The sequence below is a fragment of the Thauera sp. 28 genome (assembly GCF_000310145.2).
Classification (GTDB): Bacteria; Pseudomonadota; Gammaproteobacteria; order Burkholderiales; family Rhodocyclaceae; genus Thauera; species Thauera mechernichensis.
This window is the reverse complement of record NZ_AMXA01000049.1, coordinates 1-17,071: the sequence shown is the minus strand read 5'-3', so window position 1 is coordinate 17,071 and position 17,071 is coordinate 1. Positions and strand designations below refer to the sequence as shown.

General features: G+C 60.9%; 22 protein-coding genes. 10 read left to right on the top strand and 12 right to left on the bottom strand.

Features of this window, described 5'->3' with window-relative positions; all coding sequences use genetic code 11:
- Both C662_RS20390 and C662_RS18770 read right to left on the bottom strand, forming a co-directional pair.
- A partial coding sequence (locus C662_RS20390; protein WP_157354604.1) for a relaxase/mobilization nuclease domain-containing protein occupies window positions 1–1,526 on the bottom strand: 1,526 nt, incomplete at its 3' end.
- Window positions 1,516–1,881, bottom strand: a complete 366-nt coding sequence (locus C662_RS18770) for a plasmid mobilization protein (RefSeq protein WP_002933281.1) — start codon at window positions 1,879–1,881, stop codon at window positions 1,516–1,518. The genes C662_RS20390 and C662_RS18770, both read right to left, overlap by 11 nt.
- Before the next feature lie 357 nt (window positions 1,882–2,238).
- On the opposite strand from C662_RS18770, the gene C662_RS18765 reads away from it, so the two are divergent.
- The 8 genes from C662_RS18765 (at window position 2,239) to virB5 (ending at window position 6,492) form a co-directional block, all read left to right on the top strand.
- The gene (locus tag C662_RS18765) at window positions 2,239–2,667 is read left to right on the top strand and encodes a hypothetical protein (protein WP_002933280.1); all 429 of its coding nucleotides are present in this window, start codon (window positions 2,239–2,241) and stop codon (window positions 2,665–2,667) included.
- A complete protein-coding gene (gene stbB / locus C662_RS18760) occupies window positions 2,664–3,359 on the top strand; it encodes a StbB family protein (protein ID WP_002933279.1) in 696 nt (231 codons plus the stop codon). The genes C662_RS18765 and stbB overlap by 4 nt, the downstream gene beginning before the upstream one ends.
- 15 nt (window positions 3,360–3,374) lie before the next feature.
- Window positions 3,375–3,818 carry a hypothetical protein gene (locus C662_RS18755; RefSeq protein ID WP_002933278.1) on the top strand — a complete coding sequence of 148 codons (444 nt, stop codon included), beginning with the start codon at window positions 3,375–3,377 and terminating at the stop codon, window positions 3,816–3,818.
- A gap of 129 nt (window positions 3,819–3,947) precedes the next feature.
- Entirely contained in the window at window positions 3,948–4,214 is a 267-nt protein-coding gene (locus C662_RS20385) for a hypothetical protein (protein WP_157354602.1), read from the top strand.
- The gene (locus tag C662_RS18750; protein ID WP_002933276.1) at window positions 4,211–4,519 is read left to right on the top strand and encodes a hypothetical protein; all 309 of its coding nucleotides are present in this window, start codon (window positions 4,211–4,213) and stop codon (window positions 4,517–4,519) included. Before C662_RS20385 ends, C662_RS18750 begins: the two co-directional genes overlap by 4 nt.
- A gap of 5 nt (window positions 4,520–4,524) precedes the next feature.
- Window positions 4,525–4,692 (top strand): hypothetical protein, encoded by a 168-nt coding sequence (locus C662_RS20380; protein WP_157354600.1) that lies wholly within the window; start codon window positions 4,525–4,527, stop codon window positions 4,690–4,692.
- 3 nt (window positions 4,693–4,695) lie between these two features.
- A complete protein-coding gene (locus tag C662_RS18745; RefSeq protein WP_002933275.1) occupies window positions 4,696–5,745 on the top strand; it encodes a type IV secretion system protein in 1,050 nt (349 codons plus the stop codon).
- A 36-nt stretch (window positions 5,746–5,781) separates the two neighbouring features.
- Window positions 5,782–6,492: a P-type DNA transfer protein VirB5 gene (virB5, locus tag C662_RS18740; RefSeq protein WP_002933274.1), complete on the top strand. Its 711-nt coding sequence runs from the start codon at window positions 5,782–5,784 to the stop codon at window positions 6,490–6,492.
- 64 nt (window positions 6,493–6,556) lie between these two features.
- On the opposite strand, the gene C662_RS18735 is transcribed toward virB5, so the two are convergent.
- The 6 genes from C662_RS18735 to relB form a co-directional block, all read right to left on the bottom strand.
- On the bottom strand, window positions 6,557–6,934 hold the full coding sequence (locus C662_RS18735) for a hypothetical protein (protein WP_002933271.1): 378 nt from the start codon (window positions 6,932–6,934) through the stop codon (window positions 6,557–6,559).
- A gap of 260 nt (window positions 6,935–7,194) precedes the next feature.
- Window positions 7,195–8,163 (bottom strand): DNA-binding protein, encoded by a 969-nt coding sequence (locus tag C662_RS18730; protein ID WP_002933261.1) that lies wholly within the window; start codon window positions 8,161–8,163, stop codon window positions 7,195–7,197.
- A gap of 1,405 nt (window positions 8,164–9,568) precedes the next feature.
- Entirely contained in the window at window positions 9,569–10,747 is a 1,179-nt protein-coding gene (locus C662_RS18725) for a replication protein RepA (RefSeq protein ID WP_157354598.1), read from the bottom strand.
- Between the two features lie 124 nt (window positions 10,748–10,871).
- Window positions 10,872–11,165: a hypothetical protein gene (locus C662_RS18720; RefSeq protein WP_002933256.1), complete on the bottom strand. Its 294-nt coding sequence runs from the start codon at window positions 11,163–11,165 to the stop codon at window positions 10,872–10,874.
- 27 nt (window positions 11,166–11,192) lie between these two features.
- Window positions 11,193–11,462 (bottom strand): type II toxin-antitoxin system RelE family toxin, encoded by a 270-nt coding sequence (locus C662_RS18715; RefSeq protein WP_002933254.1) that lies wholly within the window; start codon window positions 11,460–11,462, stop codon window positions 11,193–11,195.
- Window positions 11,446–11,673, bottom strand: coding sequence for a type II toxin-antitoxin system RelB family antitoxin (gene relB / locus C662_RS18710; protein ID WP_002933251.1), 228 nt, complete (start codon window positions 11,671–11,673; stop codon window positions 11,446–11,448). Before relB ends, C662_RS18715 begins: the two co-directional genes overlap by 17 nt.
- Window positions 11,674–11,877: 204 nt before the next feature.
- On the opposite strand from relB, the gene C662_RS18705 reads away from it, so the two are divergent.
- Both C662_RS18705 and C662_RS18700 read left to right on the top strand, forming a co-directional pair.
- Window positions 11,878–12,435, top strand: a complete 558-nt coding sequence (locus C662_RS18705; protein WP_002933248.1) for a recombinase family protein — start codon at window positions 11,878–11,880, stop codon at window positions 12,433–12,435.
- Between the two features lie 5 nt (window positions 12,436–12,440).
- Window positions 12,441–12,737, top strand: coding sequence for a hypothetical protein (locus C662_RS18700; protein WP_002933247.1), 297 nt, complete (start codon window positions 12,441–12,443; stop codon window positions 12,735–12,737).
- Here C662_RS18700 and C662_RS18695 read toward each other — a convergent pair.
- The 4 genes from C662_RS18695 to C662_RS18680 form a co-directional block, all read right to left on the bottom strand.
- Window positions 12,725–13,543, bottom strand: coding sequence for a hypothetical protein (locus C662_RS18695; protein ID WP_002933246.1), 819 nt, complete (start codon window positions 13,541–13,543; stop codon window positions 12,725–12,727). The genes C662_RS18700 and C662_RS18695 overlap by 13 nt on opposite strands.
- A 47-nt stretch (window positions 13,544–13,590) precedes the next feature.
- Window positions 13,591–15,231, bottom strand: coding sequence for a type IV secretion system DNA-binding domain-containing protein (locus tag C662_RS18690; protein WP_002933245.1), 1,641 nt, complete (start codon window positions 15,229–15,231; stop codon window positions 13,591–13,593).
- Window positions 15,219–15,896, bottom strand: a complete 678-nt coding sequence (locus C662_RS18685; protein ID WP_002933244.1) for a hypothetical protein — start codon at window positions 15,894–15,896, stop codon at window positions 15,219–15,221. The genes C662_RS18690 and C662_RS18685 overlap by 13 nt, the downstream gene beginning before the upstream one ends.
- 12 nt (window positions 15,897–15,908) lie before the next feature.
- Window positions 15,909–17,071, bottom strand: a 1,163-nt coding sequence (locus tag C662_RS18680; RefSeq protein ID WP_002933243.1) for an LPD7 domain-containing protein, incomplete at its 5' end; no start/stop codon positions are given.

Below are 17,071 nucleotides of genomic sequence, written 5' to 3'. Positions count from 1 at the left end.
CGGTCGCTGCCGTCCCTGCCCTTCGTGACTTCGTATTTTTCAGGGATGACGCCGTGTGTCTTGGATAGGTGCGCCAGTAAGCGGCGGGCGTCAAGCTCGCGCTTGATCTGCGCGAACTCGGCCAGGTGGGCGGCCTTCCCTTCGGTCTTGCGCTCGCGCGCCTCGGCCAGTAGCTGGCCGGTCACGCTGTCGGCGGCTCGCCGGTCGCGCGGCTGCGGCACCGCCCGGCTTACTTGTCGATCTTCGCTTTGATCGTGGCCAAGTCGTCGGCCAAGGGCTGCAACAGCGCGGCTAGCTCGTCGATCAGCGAGGTTTCGGCGGGCTTGTTCAGCGCCTCCAGAAGCTCGGCCAGTTGATTCGATATTGCGGCCTGCTGCTCTGAGATTGTCAGCAATATGGGCAACAGTTCTGCGGCTGTCGGTTCCTCGGCCTGGGGCGTTTTCGCGCCCGCGAAAATCTCCGGTTCGTTCATGGTCGGTTTCCTTGCGGTGGCGGGTGTAGAAGGCGGCGGCCCGCTCGGCCAGCATCGCGCGCTTGTCGTCGCGCTCTGCGCTGCGATAGGCGGCATACAGCTTGCGGTTTCCGCTGTTGATGTATTTCAGTTCCTGGGCGCGGACTTCGTGCCACTCCTTGAGCGTTGCGGCCAATTCCGGCGCGCTTCGCCGGGTGGCCTGCTGGCTCTCGTATTGCCTGCGGCCCTGGTCGGCCAGGTGGCGGCGCTTTTCAGCGTCGGGCTTCTCGATGAATTCCCGGCTGAAAACATAGTCTTTCAGGTTGATGCCCTTGGCCTGGTCTGCGGGCTTCACGTTCTGATACTCGCCAGGCTTGCCCGCGTTGCGGCTGCGCGTGCCCCCGTATTCTTTCAACAGGTCTTTGAATTCTTCGTAATCGGATATTTTCCGGTCGAGAACATCCGACAAGATGCGCTCTTTCAATCCCTTTGCGGTGCCCTGGAATAGATCGCCCTTGTAGCGGCTGATAATCTCGCTTTCGCTAGTAAATTCCGTTCGCCGGTTATCCTTTGGACTGGCAAACCCATATTTTGCATTCGCGTGCTCTTGGAAGGCTTCAAGGAATTTAGTTTGCTGCTCCACCCTGCCAAATGGGTTCAGATTCTGGCCGCTTAATAAATTCTGCTCGGGAATGACGATATGAATATGCGGCTTGCGCTCCACCAGTTCCCCGGTTTGCCGATTCGTGTAGCTCTTTAGTTTCGGCAAATGCGCTTCGGCATAAAAATTGAATTCGTCGGCATCGTAGGCGCTCATGGAAAATTGCTTGAAGTCGGCCACTACTCCGCGCATTGTTTCGGGGTCTAGCGCATCTTCTTTGAAAGCCAGCGTGATATGCAAATATCGCTCGCCTTCTTTGTCCATGGCTTTGATGACGGTATCCGTTAGCTCCAAATCACCATCAAGAATCACCCGCTCGTCTAATTCATCACGGGTAAATTCACGGTCTGATTTCTGGCCGCTCTGTAGATATTCGGCTATTCCTTCGGTGCCGCCTGTAATCCTAATCAGCATCTTTAAGCGCCGCTTTCATGTAGTGCGCCAGGCCGTGAAGCTCGGCCAGGATGCGGGTATAGGTGACTTCGGAAATGACCCCGGCCAGGTGGTCGGCGTTCGCCCGGTGGGCAAGCTGGTTGATGTTGTTGCTGGCTTTGTTGAACAGGTACAGCATGCGCCCGCGCTCCGGGCTGGCCTTCGCCCTGGCGATGATCTGCGTTCGGTTCGTCAAGACGGCATCACGGAAGAACTCGGACGGCTTCAAACCTGACGCCTCGACCTTCGCCAGATAGGCGGCATGGTCAGCGGCGGTCAGTCGAAAGCTAACCGGCCGGGTCAGCTTCTCGGCGTCGTCCTTGCTCTTGCTGCTCATGCGCTGGCCTCCGTAGGTGGCGCGGCCTGGTGGCCGCTGGTCGGCGCGTCAGCGCCGGGGGTTCGGGTTTCAAAGGGGCACCCTTTGGCACAGGATATGGGTACATGCCGCGTAGCGGGATGTAAACATATCCGACGTGCCTATATTGTGCCACACAATAGGCGCTAGTGGTAGCTTTTAGTTGTTCTATGGTTGTTTATGGTTTGCGTGATGGTTGTTTTTCTATGCAGCTTAGTTGCTTTTGGTTGTTTTGTGGTGTATGATGCTTGCCATTAGGTTGTTTTTGGTTGTCACCATGTGACATAGCAGCTAAGATGCTCACGGTTCAACAGAAAGGCCAGAAATGGACAGATCAGAATGGACATAGAAGAGTTTGAGAAGCGGCAGCAGCCGCGCGCGAAACGCTCGCGCCTCGAACCCTTCCAGGCGCAAATCTTCGAGCTGAAGGCGAAGGGCTATGCAAACTGGCAAGTCGCTGAGTGGCTGGAAGCAAACGGCTTGAAGGTGTCGCCGGAAGCGGTCAGAAAGTTCATCAAGAGCCGGGAGGCCCCCTCCCCGGCCTCGATGCCAGGCACCAGCACGCCCCCCCCGGCCAGTGCTTTGCCGCCAACGCCAGCAGCCCCCCCGACTTCATCCGAAGCGGATACGTCTAGCCCTGTCGATGACCTGGCGGGACTGGACAAAAAACAGCGCCGGGAAAGGCTCGCTGACAAATTCCTTGGCGAAGAAGCCAAGCCTAAAAACGCCCTCGCAACCCGTTTTCTTAATCAGGAGAAAAGCAAATGAAAATCGCCGTTATCAATTTTTCGGGCAATGTCGGTAAATCCACTGTCGCCCGCCATCTTTTGGCCCCGCGCATGAATAGCGCATCTGTTATTCCGGTCGAGTCGATCAACTCGGACGGCACGCAAGATGAAGCGATCAAGGGCAAACAATTCGGCGAATTGCAAGAAGCCTTGATGCTGCTTGATGATGCCGTGGTGGATGTGGGCGCGTCGAACGTCGAAGATTTTGTAAACCTCATGAAGCAATACAAGGGCAGTCATGAGGATTTCGATTATTTCGTAATTCCGACCGTTCCGAAGAATAAGCAAATGCGCGACACCATCAGCACTATTGATGCGCTGTCAGATATTGGCGTCCCGGCAAAGAAAATCCGTCTTGTGTTCAACATGGTTGAAATTGACGATGTGCCGGAGCGGGTATTTGCCGGACTGTTTGAATATCACGCTGCATCAAAGAGCTTCACGCTTCGCCCGGATGCCGTGATTCACGTCAATGATATTTACGGCAAGATCAAGGGCGCGGAACAAGGCATTAAAGACATTCTGAACGACCCGACCGATTACAAAGAAAAGATCAAGACGGCGAAGGATTCAGACGAAAAATTGCACTTCGCGCAAATGGTCGGAATCAAGCGCCTGGCCGCTGGCGTCACCGAAGAATTGGACGGCGTTTTCAAGACGCTTTTCAAATAAGAAAGGGGCAGCATCATGGCGGCAGAACCGACGACACGCGATGCGCTCATAGCTGAAATGCTAGGCGATATTGGCCGCCTGCATGATTCCGTTGAATCTCTTAAAGGCGTTCTGCCCGGTCAAATCGAGGAAGTCGAAACAAAGATTACGGGCCTAATCGGCCTTCTTTCGAAAGCCGGCGACGCTTACCGGGGCCAGCTTGAGACTTACACAAACGCGCAAGCCGACATTGTGAAAAAGCAAATGGAACGCGATGCACAAGAAGCCAAGGCCCGGTTTGAGCGAGATTCAAGCGATGCCATCCGCGCCGCCCTGGGCGAAGTAGAACGCACGGTTAAAAACTCCGTGCAGCAGCTTGCCGGGCAACGGCAAAGCATGGGGCAAACGATTGGGCTGTGCATCTTGTCCGGCCTAGTCGCTGCTTCTGTCACTGCAACCGCAGTTCTCTATTTTTTCTAACGAAAGGGGGTAAATCACATGACAAGCCAAAGCGCTTGACAAACGTAATAAAGTGTGAGTCGAGCGTTTTTCTGGTAGCCTCTACGAGGCTGCGTTCATTCAACGGGTAACAACCGATAGGAATTTAAGATGAAGAACTCAACTATGAAAAAGGCCGTTTGGGCAACGGCCTGGATGATATTTTCCACAATCGTATTCTTGGCATTTTTCAGCGCCTGGTTCGCTTGGTTTTCTAACCTCATTTCTTCCGCGCCTGCATCTGCATCTTTGATTGATGCTATTTCAAAAACTGGGCTTGGCATCCTGGCTCTAATGCTCGGAACCTCATTCGTGTCACGCGCGCTCATCGCGCTGGAATATGTCGGTTCTGCCGCAATGGCAAAGGGGAAGGCATGAAAAAGATCACTCTCAAGCAAGCCGCGCAAGCGGTAACGGGCATTGCTTTGATCGCCCTCTTGGCGGGGCAATGGGCGCTGATCGTCGGCCCCCTCGCCTCTCTCTCTGACTATGGCCGCTCGGCGGCCGAAGGCGGGCACATGCTCGAATTCTTCGGCGCGTTCGGCTTGAACATTCTTATGACTGCCGGGCTTCCCCTGGTCTTTGCTGGCATCGGCCTTTGCGTGATGGCCGCTTACCTGGCTTTCGAGCGGATGCAGCAGCGCCAGGCGCAAGCCGCATTCATCGAACACAAAGGGGAGTAATCACCATGAAAAAGATGATCGGACTAGCCGTCCTGGGCTTCTCCCTGGTGCTTACGGCCGGATGCTCTGAAAGCGAGATAAACGGGCCGGAACTTTCCAAGAAAGCAGCGGGCACCGATAGCGAAATCCCGCGCGTGGTGCTCACGCCTGACGAAAAGAAAAAGGGGGAATGAGCAATGGCTGTAACCGTTCTCCAAGACGCTTTTCAATACCTCGATACTGCCACGGCTCAATACATCGGGGACTATTCATCACGCGCGGCGAGCACACTGGTTAGCTTCGGCAAATCCATGCTCGTCCTCTATGTGATCTTGTGGGGTTGGTCGATGATGCGCGGGCTTGTTCAAGAGCCTGTCACTGATATGGTTTGGCGGGTCGTCAAAATTGCTTCCGTTTTTGCTATTGCGACAATGCCAGCCCTTTATTCGGCCCATGTCTCGAATTTTCTTTACGAATGGCCATCCGCGTTTGCGGGGGCATTGCAAGGCGGGGCGGCGCAAAACTCTGCGCAACTACTTGACGAAATGCTAGACAAGGGCAGCGCGCTCGGCAGTCAAGCACTTGAAAAGGGCGGCATCAGGAACCTGAACAGCACGATTGTTGGACTCATTATTTACGCGGTGACGTTCGTAGTTGTCGCAATTTCAACAGTCGTCATCGTCATGGCTAAATACATGCTGGCCATCTTGCTCGCCGTTGGCCCGTTGTTCATCCTCGCATTGTTGTTTGAACAGACACGGGAAGGGTTTCAAAGATGGCTAGGCGCTGTCTTCACAAACGGCCTGACAATTGTTTTTACTGTGCTCGCTGCAACGTTGATGTTCAAGTTAATGAACTCGACATTCGACGTAATGCAAACAGCAGCCGATGGGAACGGCGGTGTAGCCACCATGAAACATCTTGTTCCCCTGGTGATATATGGCGTCATCTGCGGCTTCACGATTCTCACAATGCCCCAACTGTCTGGCACGGTCGGCGGCGCTCTCGGCCTGGCAAATGCCGCGCCATTGGGGTGGGCTTACAACAAGATCAGAAACGCAGCGCCTGGCACGCTGCGCATGGGCAAACGCGCAGGGCAGGCCGGTTATCGCGGCCTGCGTGGTGCAGCGGGTCGATTCGGGCGTGGAACGGAAGGCGGTAGCGTTAGTGGGTCGCGGTCGGCCGGGCAACCGGGCGCGGTCTATCGCAAGATCACGTCACAAAGTCGCCGGACAAGAGCGGCCTAACTTCACTTCAACCATCAACTTTCAAGGGTAACAACCATGAAAAAATATCTTCGCATTCTCGCCCTGGCAGCAGGGATTTTCAGCGGCGGCCAGGCTTCGGCCGGTATTCCCGTGATCGACGGCGCGAACCTCGCGCAAGCGGTTCAGCAAGTCCTCGCCTGGGCGCAACAGTATGAACAGATGGCAAACCAGATTCAGCAGCTACAGCAGCAAATCGACGCCGTGACGGGTGGGCGCGGTTTCTCGTCATTGCTCAACAGCCCTGAGTTTCAAGCCGCCCGGCGCATGCTGCCGGAAGACGCGCAAACGCTGCTCAAGCTCGCGGAAGGGGGGACATACGGCGAACTGGCCACGGCCATCAACAAAATCAAAACCGCTACGTCTTCGCTGACCGGCTCGGACTTCGGAAGCTCAAGCACGGCCGACAGTTGGTTTGCGGAATTGAGCCGGGTAGCAAACCACAAAGCATTGAGCCAGGAAGCCTATAACTCGGCCACACGCCGCCTACTCAACTTGGAAGAAATGATGCAGCAGATCAGCGGCACGCAAGACCCGAAAGCGATTGCCGAACTGCAAGCGCGCATCACTGTCGAACAGGGCTTGATTCAGAATGAACAGGCCAAAATCAACGCGATGGCCATGCTGATGGATGCTGAACGCCAGGTTGCCGAAATGAAAGACCGTGATACCTCTATTCGGGCGGCGGGCAGCAACAGCGAAATTCCCCGCGTTCAAATCACGCCCTGACGGGCAGCCCGATGACAACCGCCTTTCAAACCGGGTTCGCCCGGTTTTTTCGCGTCCGCGAAAATCACAAGCCTATGAAAACACCCTCCGGGGCCAGGGCCAGCAAGAGCGAGTCATAGAACCACGCCAGCGCGGCGGCCGTGAAGCTCACGCCACCGAAGACCCACACGATATGCCGGTGCGGCGAGTCGCTGCCGAAGAAAAAGAACCCGGCCAGGAAGCAAAGCAGGGCAGGGCCGGACACAAGGCGGCATAGTCCGACGATGGGCATGCGAAGCCAATACAGGACAAGGAACAGCGGCAGGCGCAGCAAGCGCCAAAGCCAGGCCAGCACGGCGGCCGGGGTAGGGCGGGGCGGTCGGATGGCGGCCCGGATGCCCTCGGCGTCCAGTTCTGCGGCTTCGTCGTCCGGCCGCTTCGGAAACTTGATGATATTGCCCATGATCTGCCCTTCCTTCGTTGGTCGCCTGGGGGACTAAGGGGCGCTGCCCCTGGCGCGCTTCGCTTGCCTCCCCGCACTCGCCGCCGTGAGGCTCGGGGGGCAGGGGTGGCGGGCTTCGCCCTTCGTCCCTGCCCCCTGTCGCTGAGGCTATTGCCGTTCCTGTCGCGTCAAGGGTTCGCCCCGCCTGGCCCGTGTCCTCGCTTCGCTGCGGGCCGCGCCAGCCAGCCGGGGCCGCTGCGCGCCCTTGACCCGCCATCCACTCATTCCGCCTTCTTGGCCGCCCTGGTGGCCCTGCCGGTGCCCTTCTGCGGTGCCGGTGCTGCCTCGCCTTCGGGCTGCTGCCGGGTCGCCAGGGCGCGCATGAGGTCGGCCGCCTGGGTCTGCAATGTCTCCACCTGGCCGCGCAGCTTCGCGGCATCCTCGCGGGCGCTGCTGGCCTCCTTGCGGGCTTCGTCGCGCTCGGCCTGGGCGGCGTTGAGGCGTTCGGCCATGCGGTGCGCTTCGCCTGCTGCGGCCTTGCGCTGTTCCTGGTGGGCCTGCTCGATGGTGGCGGCCTGGGCCTTGGCGGCCTCCTGGGCAGCTTCGGCCTTGGCCTTCACGGTCGCCAGTTCGGCCCGCACCTGGTCGCGCTCGGCTGTGGCCTCCTGGGCGGCCCGCTTTGCTTCGGCCAGCGCGGCGGCTTGTTCCTCGGCCTGGGCCTTGGCGGTCTGCTCGGTCAGTGCCAGGCGTTCGCGCACCTGGGCCAGTTCGACGGCCTGCGCCTGGTGCGCGGCCTGCACGTCGGCCAGGCGTTTTTCCAGTGCCTCGGCGTCGGCCTTGGCTTCGTCCAGCTTGCTTTCCAGATCCTCGACGGTCTGCGATGCGTCGGCTAGTTCGCGCTCGGCCTGCTCGCGTTGCTCGCCAGCGGTGCGGATAACTTCGCCTACGCGGCGTTCTGCGGCCTTCACGGCTTTGTCGTTCAGTTCGACGGCCAGCGCGGCCAGGCGGTCGGTAAGCGCCTTGGTGACTGCCGCCACTTCCTCGGCAACCTCAACCGGCAGTTCTGCAACCGGCTCGGCCACGGCGGTGGCCTGGCTGCTGATGAACTCGTCCCAAACCTGTTTCAAGCGAGAAGGGTTGCCCCCGCCAACCTTCTGCCGAAGGGCAAAGCCGGTGATGTTGCGGCCAGCGGCTTGAAGCTCCTGGCCAGCTTCGATGATCTGTTCCGGGGTGAATTCGGCGGGACGCATGGCGGGTTCTCCTGTCTGAATTGATGCCTCAATTATAACACAACAAACAAAGAAACGAACAAATAAACAAACAAATAAATGATTTTGTCGGCTGGTTCCTCGCGTGTGGCCAGCGCCTGGCCGTGACAGCACGCCACCGGCCAGCAGAACGCGCAGGAAGCCCGCAGGGACGATTTACGGCGGTCGGCAAGGGTAGTGGCAGGGCGGCGGCTTGAACGCGCCTCCACGGCCCGGAAAACCCGGCCAGCGTGCCCGCAAACGAAGGAAAGGCCGTCGCCTAGCCAACCTCTCTAGGTCATCTGTCACGCTGCCCGGCCTGGTGGCCGCGCCATCGAGCGCGGCGGGTGTCCTGTCGTGCCTGGTTTTTGAGTGGAAAGGGGGTCAAGGGTGAAACCGGAAGCCGCACGCGGAGCGCAGCCCGCAGGGCGAGCACCGAACGGGTGAGGATTTCAGGGCGAAGCCCGGCCCTTGATGCCCTTGGAACGCTTCACGCTCCGTCATGGGGTGCAGGAAAGAAGGCCGCAGGCCGTATGCTCTGCAACCCTGACGACAGAGGGCGACTCGCTCCCCTTCCCAGCGGGAAGGGGCGGGGGGATGGGAGAGCGTTGCCGCGCCTCGGCGCTTGTTCAGGGCACGGCCGTTGCATGGCTTTCTTGAAGACCTCGCGGCCGTGGTGCACCAATGCGGCTTGTTCCTGGCCAGAGTGGTGGAGCACCACCTGGGGGCCATTCGCCCCCCTCCGGGGGGCACGATTGGCGGGTGAGCGCGAAGCGCGAGGGGTGCAGCGAAGCGGAACCCCTGGGGGATGCCGGGCGGGAGCGCCGAAGGCGCGGGCGAAGGCCCGAAGGGCCGTAGGAGCCGGCGGGGGTGAAGCCCCCAAGAGGCGGCGGGTTCCCTTCCACCAAGGCGCGGACTTCTCCACAAGGCGCGCGCTCCAATACTTGTTTTTTTATATTTGAAAAAGACTACTTGTAGCAAGCTACTTGTAGGAGCGGTGCATAACCCGGAAAAGCTAGGCGTGGCGCGGGGTTGCGGGCTGTGGAAAAGCCGGGCGCGGGACAGATTACACGCAAGCGCGGGACAGATTACACGTAGGCGCGGGACAGATTACACGTGGACAACTCGGCAAAGCCCTTGGCTGGCGGGCTTTCCCGGCGCGGGACAGATTACACGTGGATAACTTGAACCATCCACAAGGCGGCACGGCCTGGCCGGGCTGTAAGCCGGGCCGGTTTTCGGGGGATGGCCCTAGCGGCCGGGGGTTGCCGAAGGCATCCCCCAAAGAGCGCGGCTAGTGGTGGCCTGGAAGGTGGCCGCTTGCGGCCAGTCGCGTAGCGACCAAGCGCAAAAGCGCGCGCCTGGAATGGGCATCCCGGTTTTCGCGTCAGCGAAAAAGCCCCGGCAACTATGCGCCCTTGATCTTGGCCAGCTTGGCCCCGTTGGTGTGGGCAATGTGCAGCTCGCACGGCGTCAAGGCCAGCCCTACGGGCGTTTCCTGAATGTGGCCCTGCGCGGCCGGGTAGAACAACAGCACTTCTTTCAGCCGAAGCCGAAACCGCTTCTTAAAGTCGCGCAAGCCCTGGTCTGTGGCCGGGTAGCCCGCGCCGAACTGCGCTTTCAAACCGAGCCAGGGCACGAACGCGGAAGACCGGCCGGAACGGCGCAAGATGAACATGCGATAGGTCAGCCAGGTGTAAATATCCATCGCAAGAGGGGATTTCGTGAGCGCATGAAACACGCGCATGTCGATTGGCACCGGCGCGGCCATGATTTCACGATAGAAGCCCTCGGACAGTTCCAGCGAGCTTTCCCATAACCCACGCTGTTCGCTGGCCTTCGGATGCCAGAACACATGCGAAGCCTCGGAAATGAGCAAGCGGGCCGACAGGTCGCCGTCGCGCTCGTCGCTGTATTCGACGGAGATAACCGACTTGAACAAGCGCAAGGCTTGCTCGCGGAAACGGGCAATGTCGCGGCCGTTGTTGTGGATTGCCAGGCGTTCGAGAAATTCGCTTTGCGAGTGCCCGAGCGACAGCGTGCGCTCGCCCGTCTTCACGGCCTCGGTACATATCCACGCCAGTATCACGCGCGGGATGGAACCGTAGGGGATGCCGTGCCGCCGACTGGTCGGCGCAACGGACATTGTGAGGCGGCCCGTGTCGCGGCTGTAGAGCGTGCCAGCAGGCAATTTCGGGTCGGTGTGAGGCAAGGTTGCTTGCGCAAGCGTGCGGGCCATGTAGCCCAACGCCCCGGCCGCCCGCGCTTCCTCCTGCTCGATCTCTAAGGCGTCCTCGATCAACTGCCGATGACGCGGCATGATTTCGGACGACCACGGTTTGCGCAGCAACCGCTCTTTGTCCTCGGCGCTATCCACGGGCGCGCGCTCGGCGTCAAGAAAACGGCGCTCGGCTTGCTCGAAAGTCTCGCCCGGCAGCGCCTGCGACTCGATAAGGTCGCGCCGGGCATCCATGCTCTGCTTGGCGCGCGCCAGGGTCGCGCCCAAGGCATCCCCGATGGGGGTAGGGCCACCGCGCGCGCTCATGGTCGGCCCCCTGTATTTTTGACAAGCCTTTTTGCTTGACATGCGTTATCATCGGAACATGCCAAAGTGCCCGAAAGGGCGACGGTTGTTACCCGTGAAAGCTCTTGGCTAAGGTGTGCTGAATGCCCGTTCAGCACGCCTTTTTCTTTTCTGGCTGCGCTTCGCATCAGTGCCCCCGGTAGGTTGAAAGATCGACGGCCAGGCCGGACAAATCGACGTTCGGCGCGTCCTCAAGCTCGCGGATGATTTCGTCAATGCTGCTGTAGTGCCAGGGCGTGCCCTGCTCGGTCAGCATCAAGCGGCGGCCGTCGCAATCGAGCGCAAGAAACAAGCCCCGGCCGAGTATCGGCAGCACTACGGGCCGCGCGTTGATCGGCTCCGGTAGCGTGTCGCAAAACTTCCAGAGTTCGCCGCGCTCGATGTTCGCGGCCTGGGTGGTTTGGGTGGTTTGGGTGGTCATGAATGCGTCCTTTCAAGTGGTGGGAGTTCAGCGGTACACGTCGCGCCGGTTGCCGATGCGAACAACGAGGATGCGCAAGGCGTCGTCCTCGATGCTGCTGATGACGCGGTAATCCCCAACGCGATATTTCCAGTAGATGCCAAGGCGCGAACCCTTGAGGGCTTCGCCAATGCTGCGCGGGTCGTCCAGCGGCGCCAGGCGCTCATGCAGGAAAGCCAAGATGCGCCGGGCCTGCTGCTGGTCGATCTTGCGAAGCTCACGGATGGCGGCCGGGTCAAGCTCAACCTTCCATGCCATATTGCTTCATCACTTCTGCAAGCGGCACGGTCTGAGTGCGCCCGGCGCGAATGTCGATCATGCGTTGTTCGGCCAGGTACAAATCTTCGAGGTCTTCGAGATGCTCGGTAATCGCCTCGGTGATGTAAAAAGACTTCGTGCGCCCGGTGCGCGCGGCCAGGCTTTTCAGCCTTTTTTCCACGTCGCCGGGCAGTCGAATCGAAAGCGCCATAGCTCTTGCTCCGTTGGTTGATGTGATACAAGTATCACGCAAACCCGGCCAGCGCGCAAGCCTTTTTGTCTGAAAAACGAGTGTTTTTTAGGCAACTTCGCAACAGCCCGGAAACGTGGGCGCTGCCCGCGCTTGACTGTCTGTAAAGTCGTCTGTAAAACAGAATCCGCAAACATCCATCAAAGCACGTTTAACGGACACTGAATGAAGATCGGCTATGCGCGGGTATCGACCGAAGACCAGAACCTAGCGTTGCAGCGTGACGCGCTCGGCGTGGCGGGCTGCGAACGCATCTTTGAAGACAAGGAAAGCGGGGCCAAGGCCGACCGGCCGGGCCTGGCCGAAGCCCTGGCCTTCGCGCGGCCTGGTGATGCCCTGGTGGTCTGGCGGCTTGATCGGCTCGGCCGCTCGCTGCCCGATCTGGTGCGCATCGTCGGGGAACTGGAAAAGGCCGGAATCGGCTTTGAAAGCGTGACCGAGAAAATCGAAACCGCCACGGCGGCGGGCCGCCTGGTCTTTCACGTCTTCGCAGCACTGGCAGAGTTTGAGCGCAACATCACGCGGGAAAGAACGATGGCCGGGCTTGCTGCGGCCCGCGCGCGCGGCCGCTCGGGCGGTCGGCCGACTATCGCGCCGGAAACACTGGCGGCCCTGGAAGCCCTGGCCGCTGACCCGGCGAAGCGGCCGGGCGAGATATGCAAGGCGCTCGGCATCAGCCGGGCCACGTTCTACAAATACGCGCCCACGCGGGCGCAGGGGTGAAGGCAATGGAACAGGAATACACGATGCGCGAACGGCTCAACCGCTACGAGATTGCGCAAGAAACCATCGGCTTCATGATGGCGATGCGAACCGAAGCCATCCACGATGAAGCGAAGAAAGCCACGCCGGACGCGGCCAAGATCGCGCAATGGGAAGCCGAATTCACGCGATACGACGACGAACTGTATGGCTTGCGCCTGCACGATGACGAGGCCATCCAGCGCGTGCTGGATGAATACTGCCCCATCGTGAAAGCAGAGTACGAACGCTCTCGCGTGGCTGCCGCAAGTCAGCGGCCATAGTCGTAGGACTCGCCTACCTCGAAGCCCTCGGCCGTGCGGCTGGCCGTGATTTCGTCGCCGGTGCGGTATTCGGGTTTCTCGCCTGCGGGGACGGCCAGGCGTTCGCCGTTCTGCTCGATGACGTAATAGGTTTGGCCTGCGGCCTGTTTGACCTCGATCACCTCGCCTTCGGCTTCCTGGCCAGCCTGCAAGGGCTTGGCGTCAAGCTCGCGGGCGGCCTGGCCGTAGGGGTCTGGTTCGCTGCTCTCGATGCCTGGCGTTGCCGGGTCTTGTCGTGCCTCGAAGCGCCCGCGTTCCTCGGCGCGTTCTTCGCGCGCGTCGGCCGCATCGAGCCGGGCCTCGGCCGCGCGCGCCTGATAGAAGCGGGCCATTTCCTGCGCGGCAATCTCGCGCTGACGGGCCAGCATCGTTTCATAGTCGGGAAGCTCGCGGATGTACTGCGGAACCGGAATCACGCGCTCACGCTCGGCGGTGGTGTCCTGGGCCTGGCCGGTGTCGGTGGCCTGCTCTGCGCCCTGCCCTGCGGGCTTGAACTGGCCTTTGATGGTGTTGGCCGCATCATCCAGCGCCCGGCGCTTGTCGTCGTCGGCTTCAAGCTCGCGCCAGGTCTTCACGTCTGCATACGCTTCGCGCCTCTCGTCCTGGGTGGGCTGCTTTTCCTTGTCGCCAGTCAGCCGGTTTAGAAAGTCGATCAGCCCTTTTCCAAGGTCGCCAAAGACGGCGGCCAGGCCGCTTGTGATGCCGTCCAAGCTGCTGGCCATGCCTTCATTGATGTTGTTCAGGCCGGGCCTTTGATGGTGGTTCATGGTCGTTGCTCCTGATGTTTTCGCGGGCGCGAAACCGCGCCCTGTGGTCACTGAAACGGCGGGTTCTGGTCGGGCATGGCGACATACTCAACCCGGACGCGGGCAATTTCATCGCCGGGGATCTTCAAGAAGCCTTGCAGGTCGGGCAGGCCCATGATTTCGGACGCCAGGACAGTGGATTGCCGCACAACCTGGGTGCTTGTGCTTTGGCTCTGCGTCTGGCCGTTGTCGCTCATGCTGAACGAGTCATTGACCTGGCCGCGCTCTATCTCCTGCTCGCCTAGTTCATGCTCCATGCTCTTGGCGGTTTCGGAATCACCGGCGCGAAGGATGCACTTCACGGATGTATTTGCGATGAGCGTTTGCGCTTCGTCGCGGCCGTAGGTCGTGCGAAGCTGCGCCACGGTCTGCAAGCCAAGGACGCACCGGCCGCCATACTTGCGCAGCTTCGTGAGGCCCGCGCGCAGGCTGGTCACTTTGCCCAGGCTATCGACTTCATCCATGACGAACCACAAGCCGCGCTCCTGGTTCTCGGACAAGCTCAAGCCCTCCACCAGTGCCATTTCCAAGGCCGTGGCAACAAGGTTGCGCAGCATGCCCATTTGATCGTCGCGGTAGGTGATGAACAGCCAGTTGTCGCGCCAGTCGTCTTGTATCCATTGCCGGATTGAAAACTTGCCCTCGTCGGGCAGGTAATCGAAAACGGACAGGTAAGGCAGCATCGTGGCCCGCGTGTTGTTCAGCATCTTGTCGTTGCCGCGCTGGCACATGACGGCGGCGGCCGTGCCCGACAAAAGCGGCTCTAGCTCCCGCTGGTCGGCACTCGTCATCCAATACATCAGGCGCTTCATGGAACGCTCGCCGCTGCGGTGCATGGACAGCATGGCCTTTGCCAGCAGTGTTTGCGCGAACAGTTGCCATTGCGCGGACTCGCCGCCCTCGATGTCGGGAATGATGGCCTTTGCGATGCGCTCGCAGTCGTAATCCGCGCGGATTTCCGCGAAGGGCGACCAATCGACGGAACGGCGGTCAAACGGGTTAAACAGCACGTCGCCAGGCTTGCCGAAGCGGGCATAGAAGCCCCCGGCCGGGTCGGCAATCACGGCCCGTTGCCCGCGTGCGCGGACGCTGCGCAACATGCCATTGATGACCTGCGTTTTACCCGCGCCCGTGGTGCCGGTGATGAGGAAGTGTTGCGCTTCCAGCATGCGCGGAATCGTCACGCCGCCAATGCTCACGTCTGCATCGTCGCGGCCCTTGCGGCCCGACGTGCGCGCGTCCAGTTCGCCCGCATCGACAACGCGCGAACCTCGCCGCACGGCTTCATCCCCTGCCCCGCTGCCTGCGCTGCCAAGGCGCAAGCTGGCGAACATGGCCAGCCAGGCACCTTGAGCGAACACGCCATAAACAAGCATGGCAACAGTGCCTAACAACTTGTGATCGGTGTTGAACCAATACACGGCCAGGCCAGCAGGTGCGATGCTGGCCAGGTGGCGCAACGTCCAGCCGATATTCTCGGATGCGAAGGCACCGCGCCCGGCTTTGCGTAGCTCGTTCAAGCTGTAGATGATCGGCCCGGCGATCATGATGAGCACGACTACATCGGCCAAGGTGCGGGAGATTTCAGACAGCGCCAGGTGCGTGACAAGCACAATCACCAGTGGCGCAAAGATCATCAAGCCGTCCATGCTGCCCCCTTCCCGGCCGCTGCCGCCAGTCGGCTTTCAAGCTCTTGTAGGCGCGGCAAGTCGGCCTTGCGTATCCAGTAGGGCCGCTGCACTGCCACGGTGAAAAGCAAGCCCGAAGCGTCGGGCTTGCTGTGATGCTCGGTGATGTGCAGCCACGCGCCCGCCTCGGCTTCGGCCGGGCGCTCGTCGCTCACGCATTCGATGACTTCAAACGCCAGGATGCCAAGCGCGCGCCAGTCGTCGCCATCGAGCCGCGCGCCCTCGGCCGCGAACGCTAGGCCCAAGGCCGCAAGATGCCCGCGTGCCTGTTCCTCTCCCATGCGGTGATAGCGGATGCGGCGGCCGTAGCTGCTGCGGATGCGGGCAATCTCGGCATTGTCATGGACAGACAGCGCGCGGCGCTCGGCACCAAGGCGGGAAAACTCGGCATCGAGCGCGGCCAGGCGCTCGGGCGTCGGGTTGTTGTGTCGCTCGCCGGTGAGAATGGCGCGCAAGTCGCTGATGCACTCAAGCGCGCATTCGTAGGCTATCGCTTCATCCTGCGTCCATTTCGGACGCGGGCCGCCAGCGGCAAGGATGCCCGCATTGATGCTATCGACGGCCCGCGAAAACTCGCGTTTTGCCTTGTCGCCCGGCGCGGCCTGGTGGTGGGTGTTGTCTTGCATGGTTGCTACCTCCTATCGGTCATAGCCGCGTGGCTTGCGCGCGGGTTCGGGTTGTGGGCTGCGCTCCGGCTCGCGGGCTTGCTCCGGTGCCTGGCGCGCGGGTTCGTGGGTTGCCTTCTTCGCCTGGTCGGCTTTCTCTCGCTCGCTGGCAATGAAGGCTTTGCCGCGGGCTTGCGCCTCGTCACGCTCTGCGCGGCGGCGGTGCAATTCGTCGTTCATGGCCTTGCTGTCGAACTCGACGCGCAAGCCGGTTTTTAGCGCGGCCTCGATCACCTGCCGCTTGAATTCCTGACTGCCTTCGATCTTCAAGCCTGGGCCGAATTTCTGAACAGCCAGGCGCAATCCCGCCTCTACCGCCTGGGTGTCCTTGTCGGCCGTGACGGTCACATGCTGTCCGGCGTCGATCACCAGCGCGCGGCGCTTGGCCTGGTCGGCGTAGTAGGTGACATTCCCGGCCCGGTCGATGGAATAGGCGAGATTGCGGGCAAGCTGCGCGGCCTCGTCGCTCTCACGCTTGCGCCTGCTGCTGCCCTCGATCGTGTTGGCCTCGGCGGCCGGTGCCGGGCTGCTGTCTCGCTGGCGTCGAAGCTCGGCCAGGGCGTTTTCATCGCCTTTGTTCGCACGCTCGGCCAGGAAGGTGCGGTAACGCTCTTGGTAGCGCTGGCCGTGCTTCTCTTTGAGTTGCTGGCGTTCGTCGCGGATGGCTTCGCGCAAGGCCATATCCTTCGTGACGCGCTCCATGCGGGCAATGGACAATGCGGCCTTGCGCACGGTGGCGGGCTTGCTGCGGTCGGCCTGCAAGGCGCGGCGTTCGGCCTGGTACTCGTCACGGATGGCGGCCCGGCGCTCACGCTCGGCCAGGCGCTGCGCGTCCCATTCGGCGGCCTTCTGCTTGGCCTGGCCAGGCTGGCTTTCGCGGAAGGCTTGCCATAGCTCGCGGCGCGGCGATGGCCGGGCTTCTGCCGCTTCGCGGCCCTGCTGCGCGGCATAGACCTGGCGCAAGATGGGCGCGGCTTCGCTGAACGAAAGGCGCATTTCCTGGGTGAGAAAGTCGGACACGTTGAGATTGCGCGAACCGGCTTTGATGCGGTCGCTGCCGTCCCTGCCCTTCGTGACTTCGTATTTTTCAGGGATGACGCCGTGTGTCTTGGATAGGTGCGCCAGTAAGCGGCGGG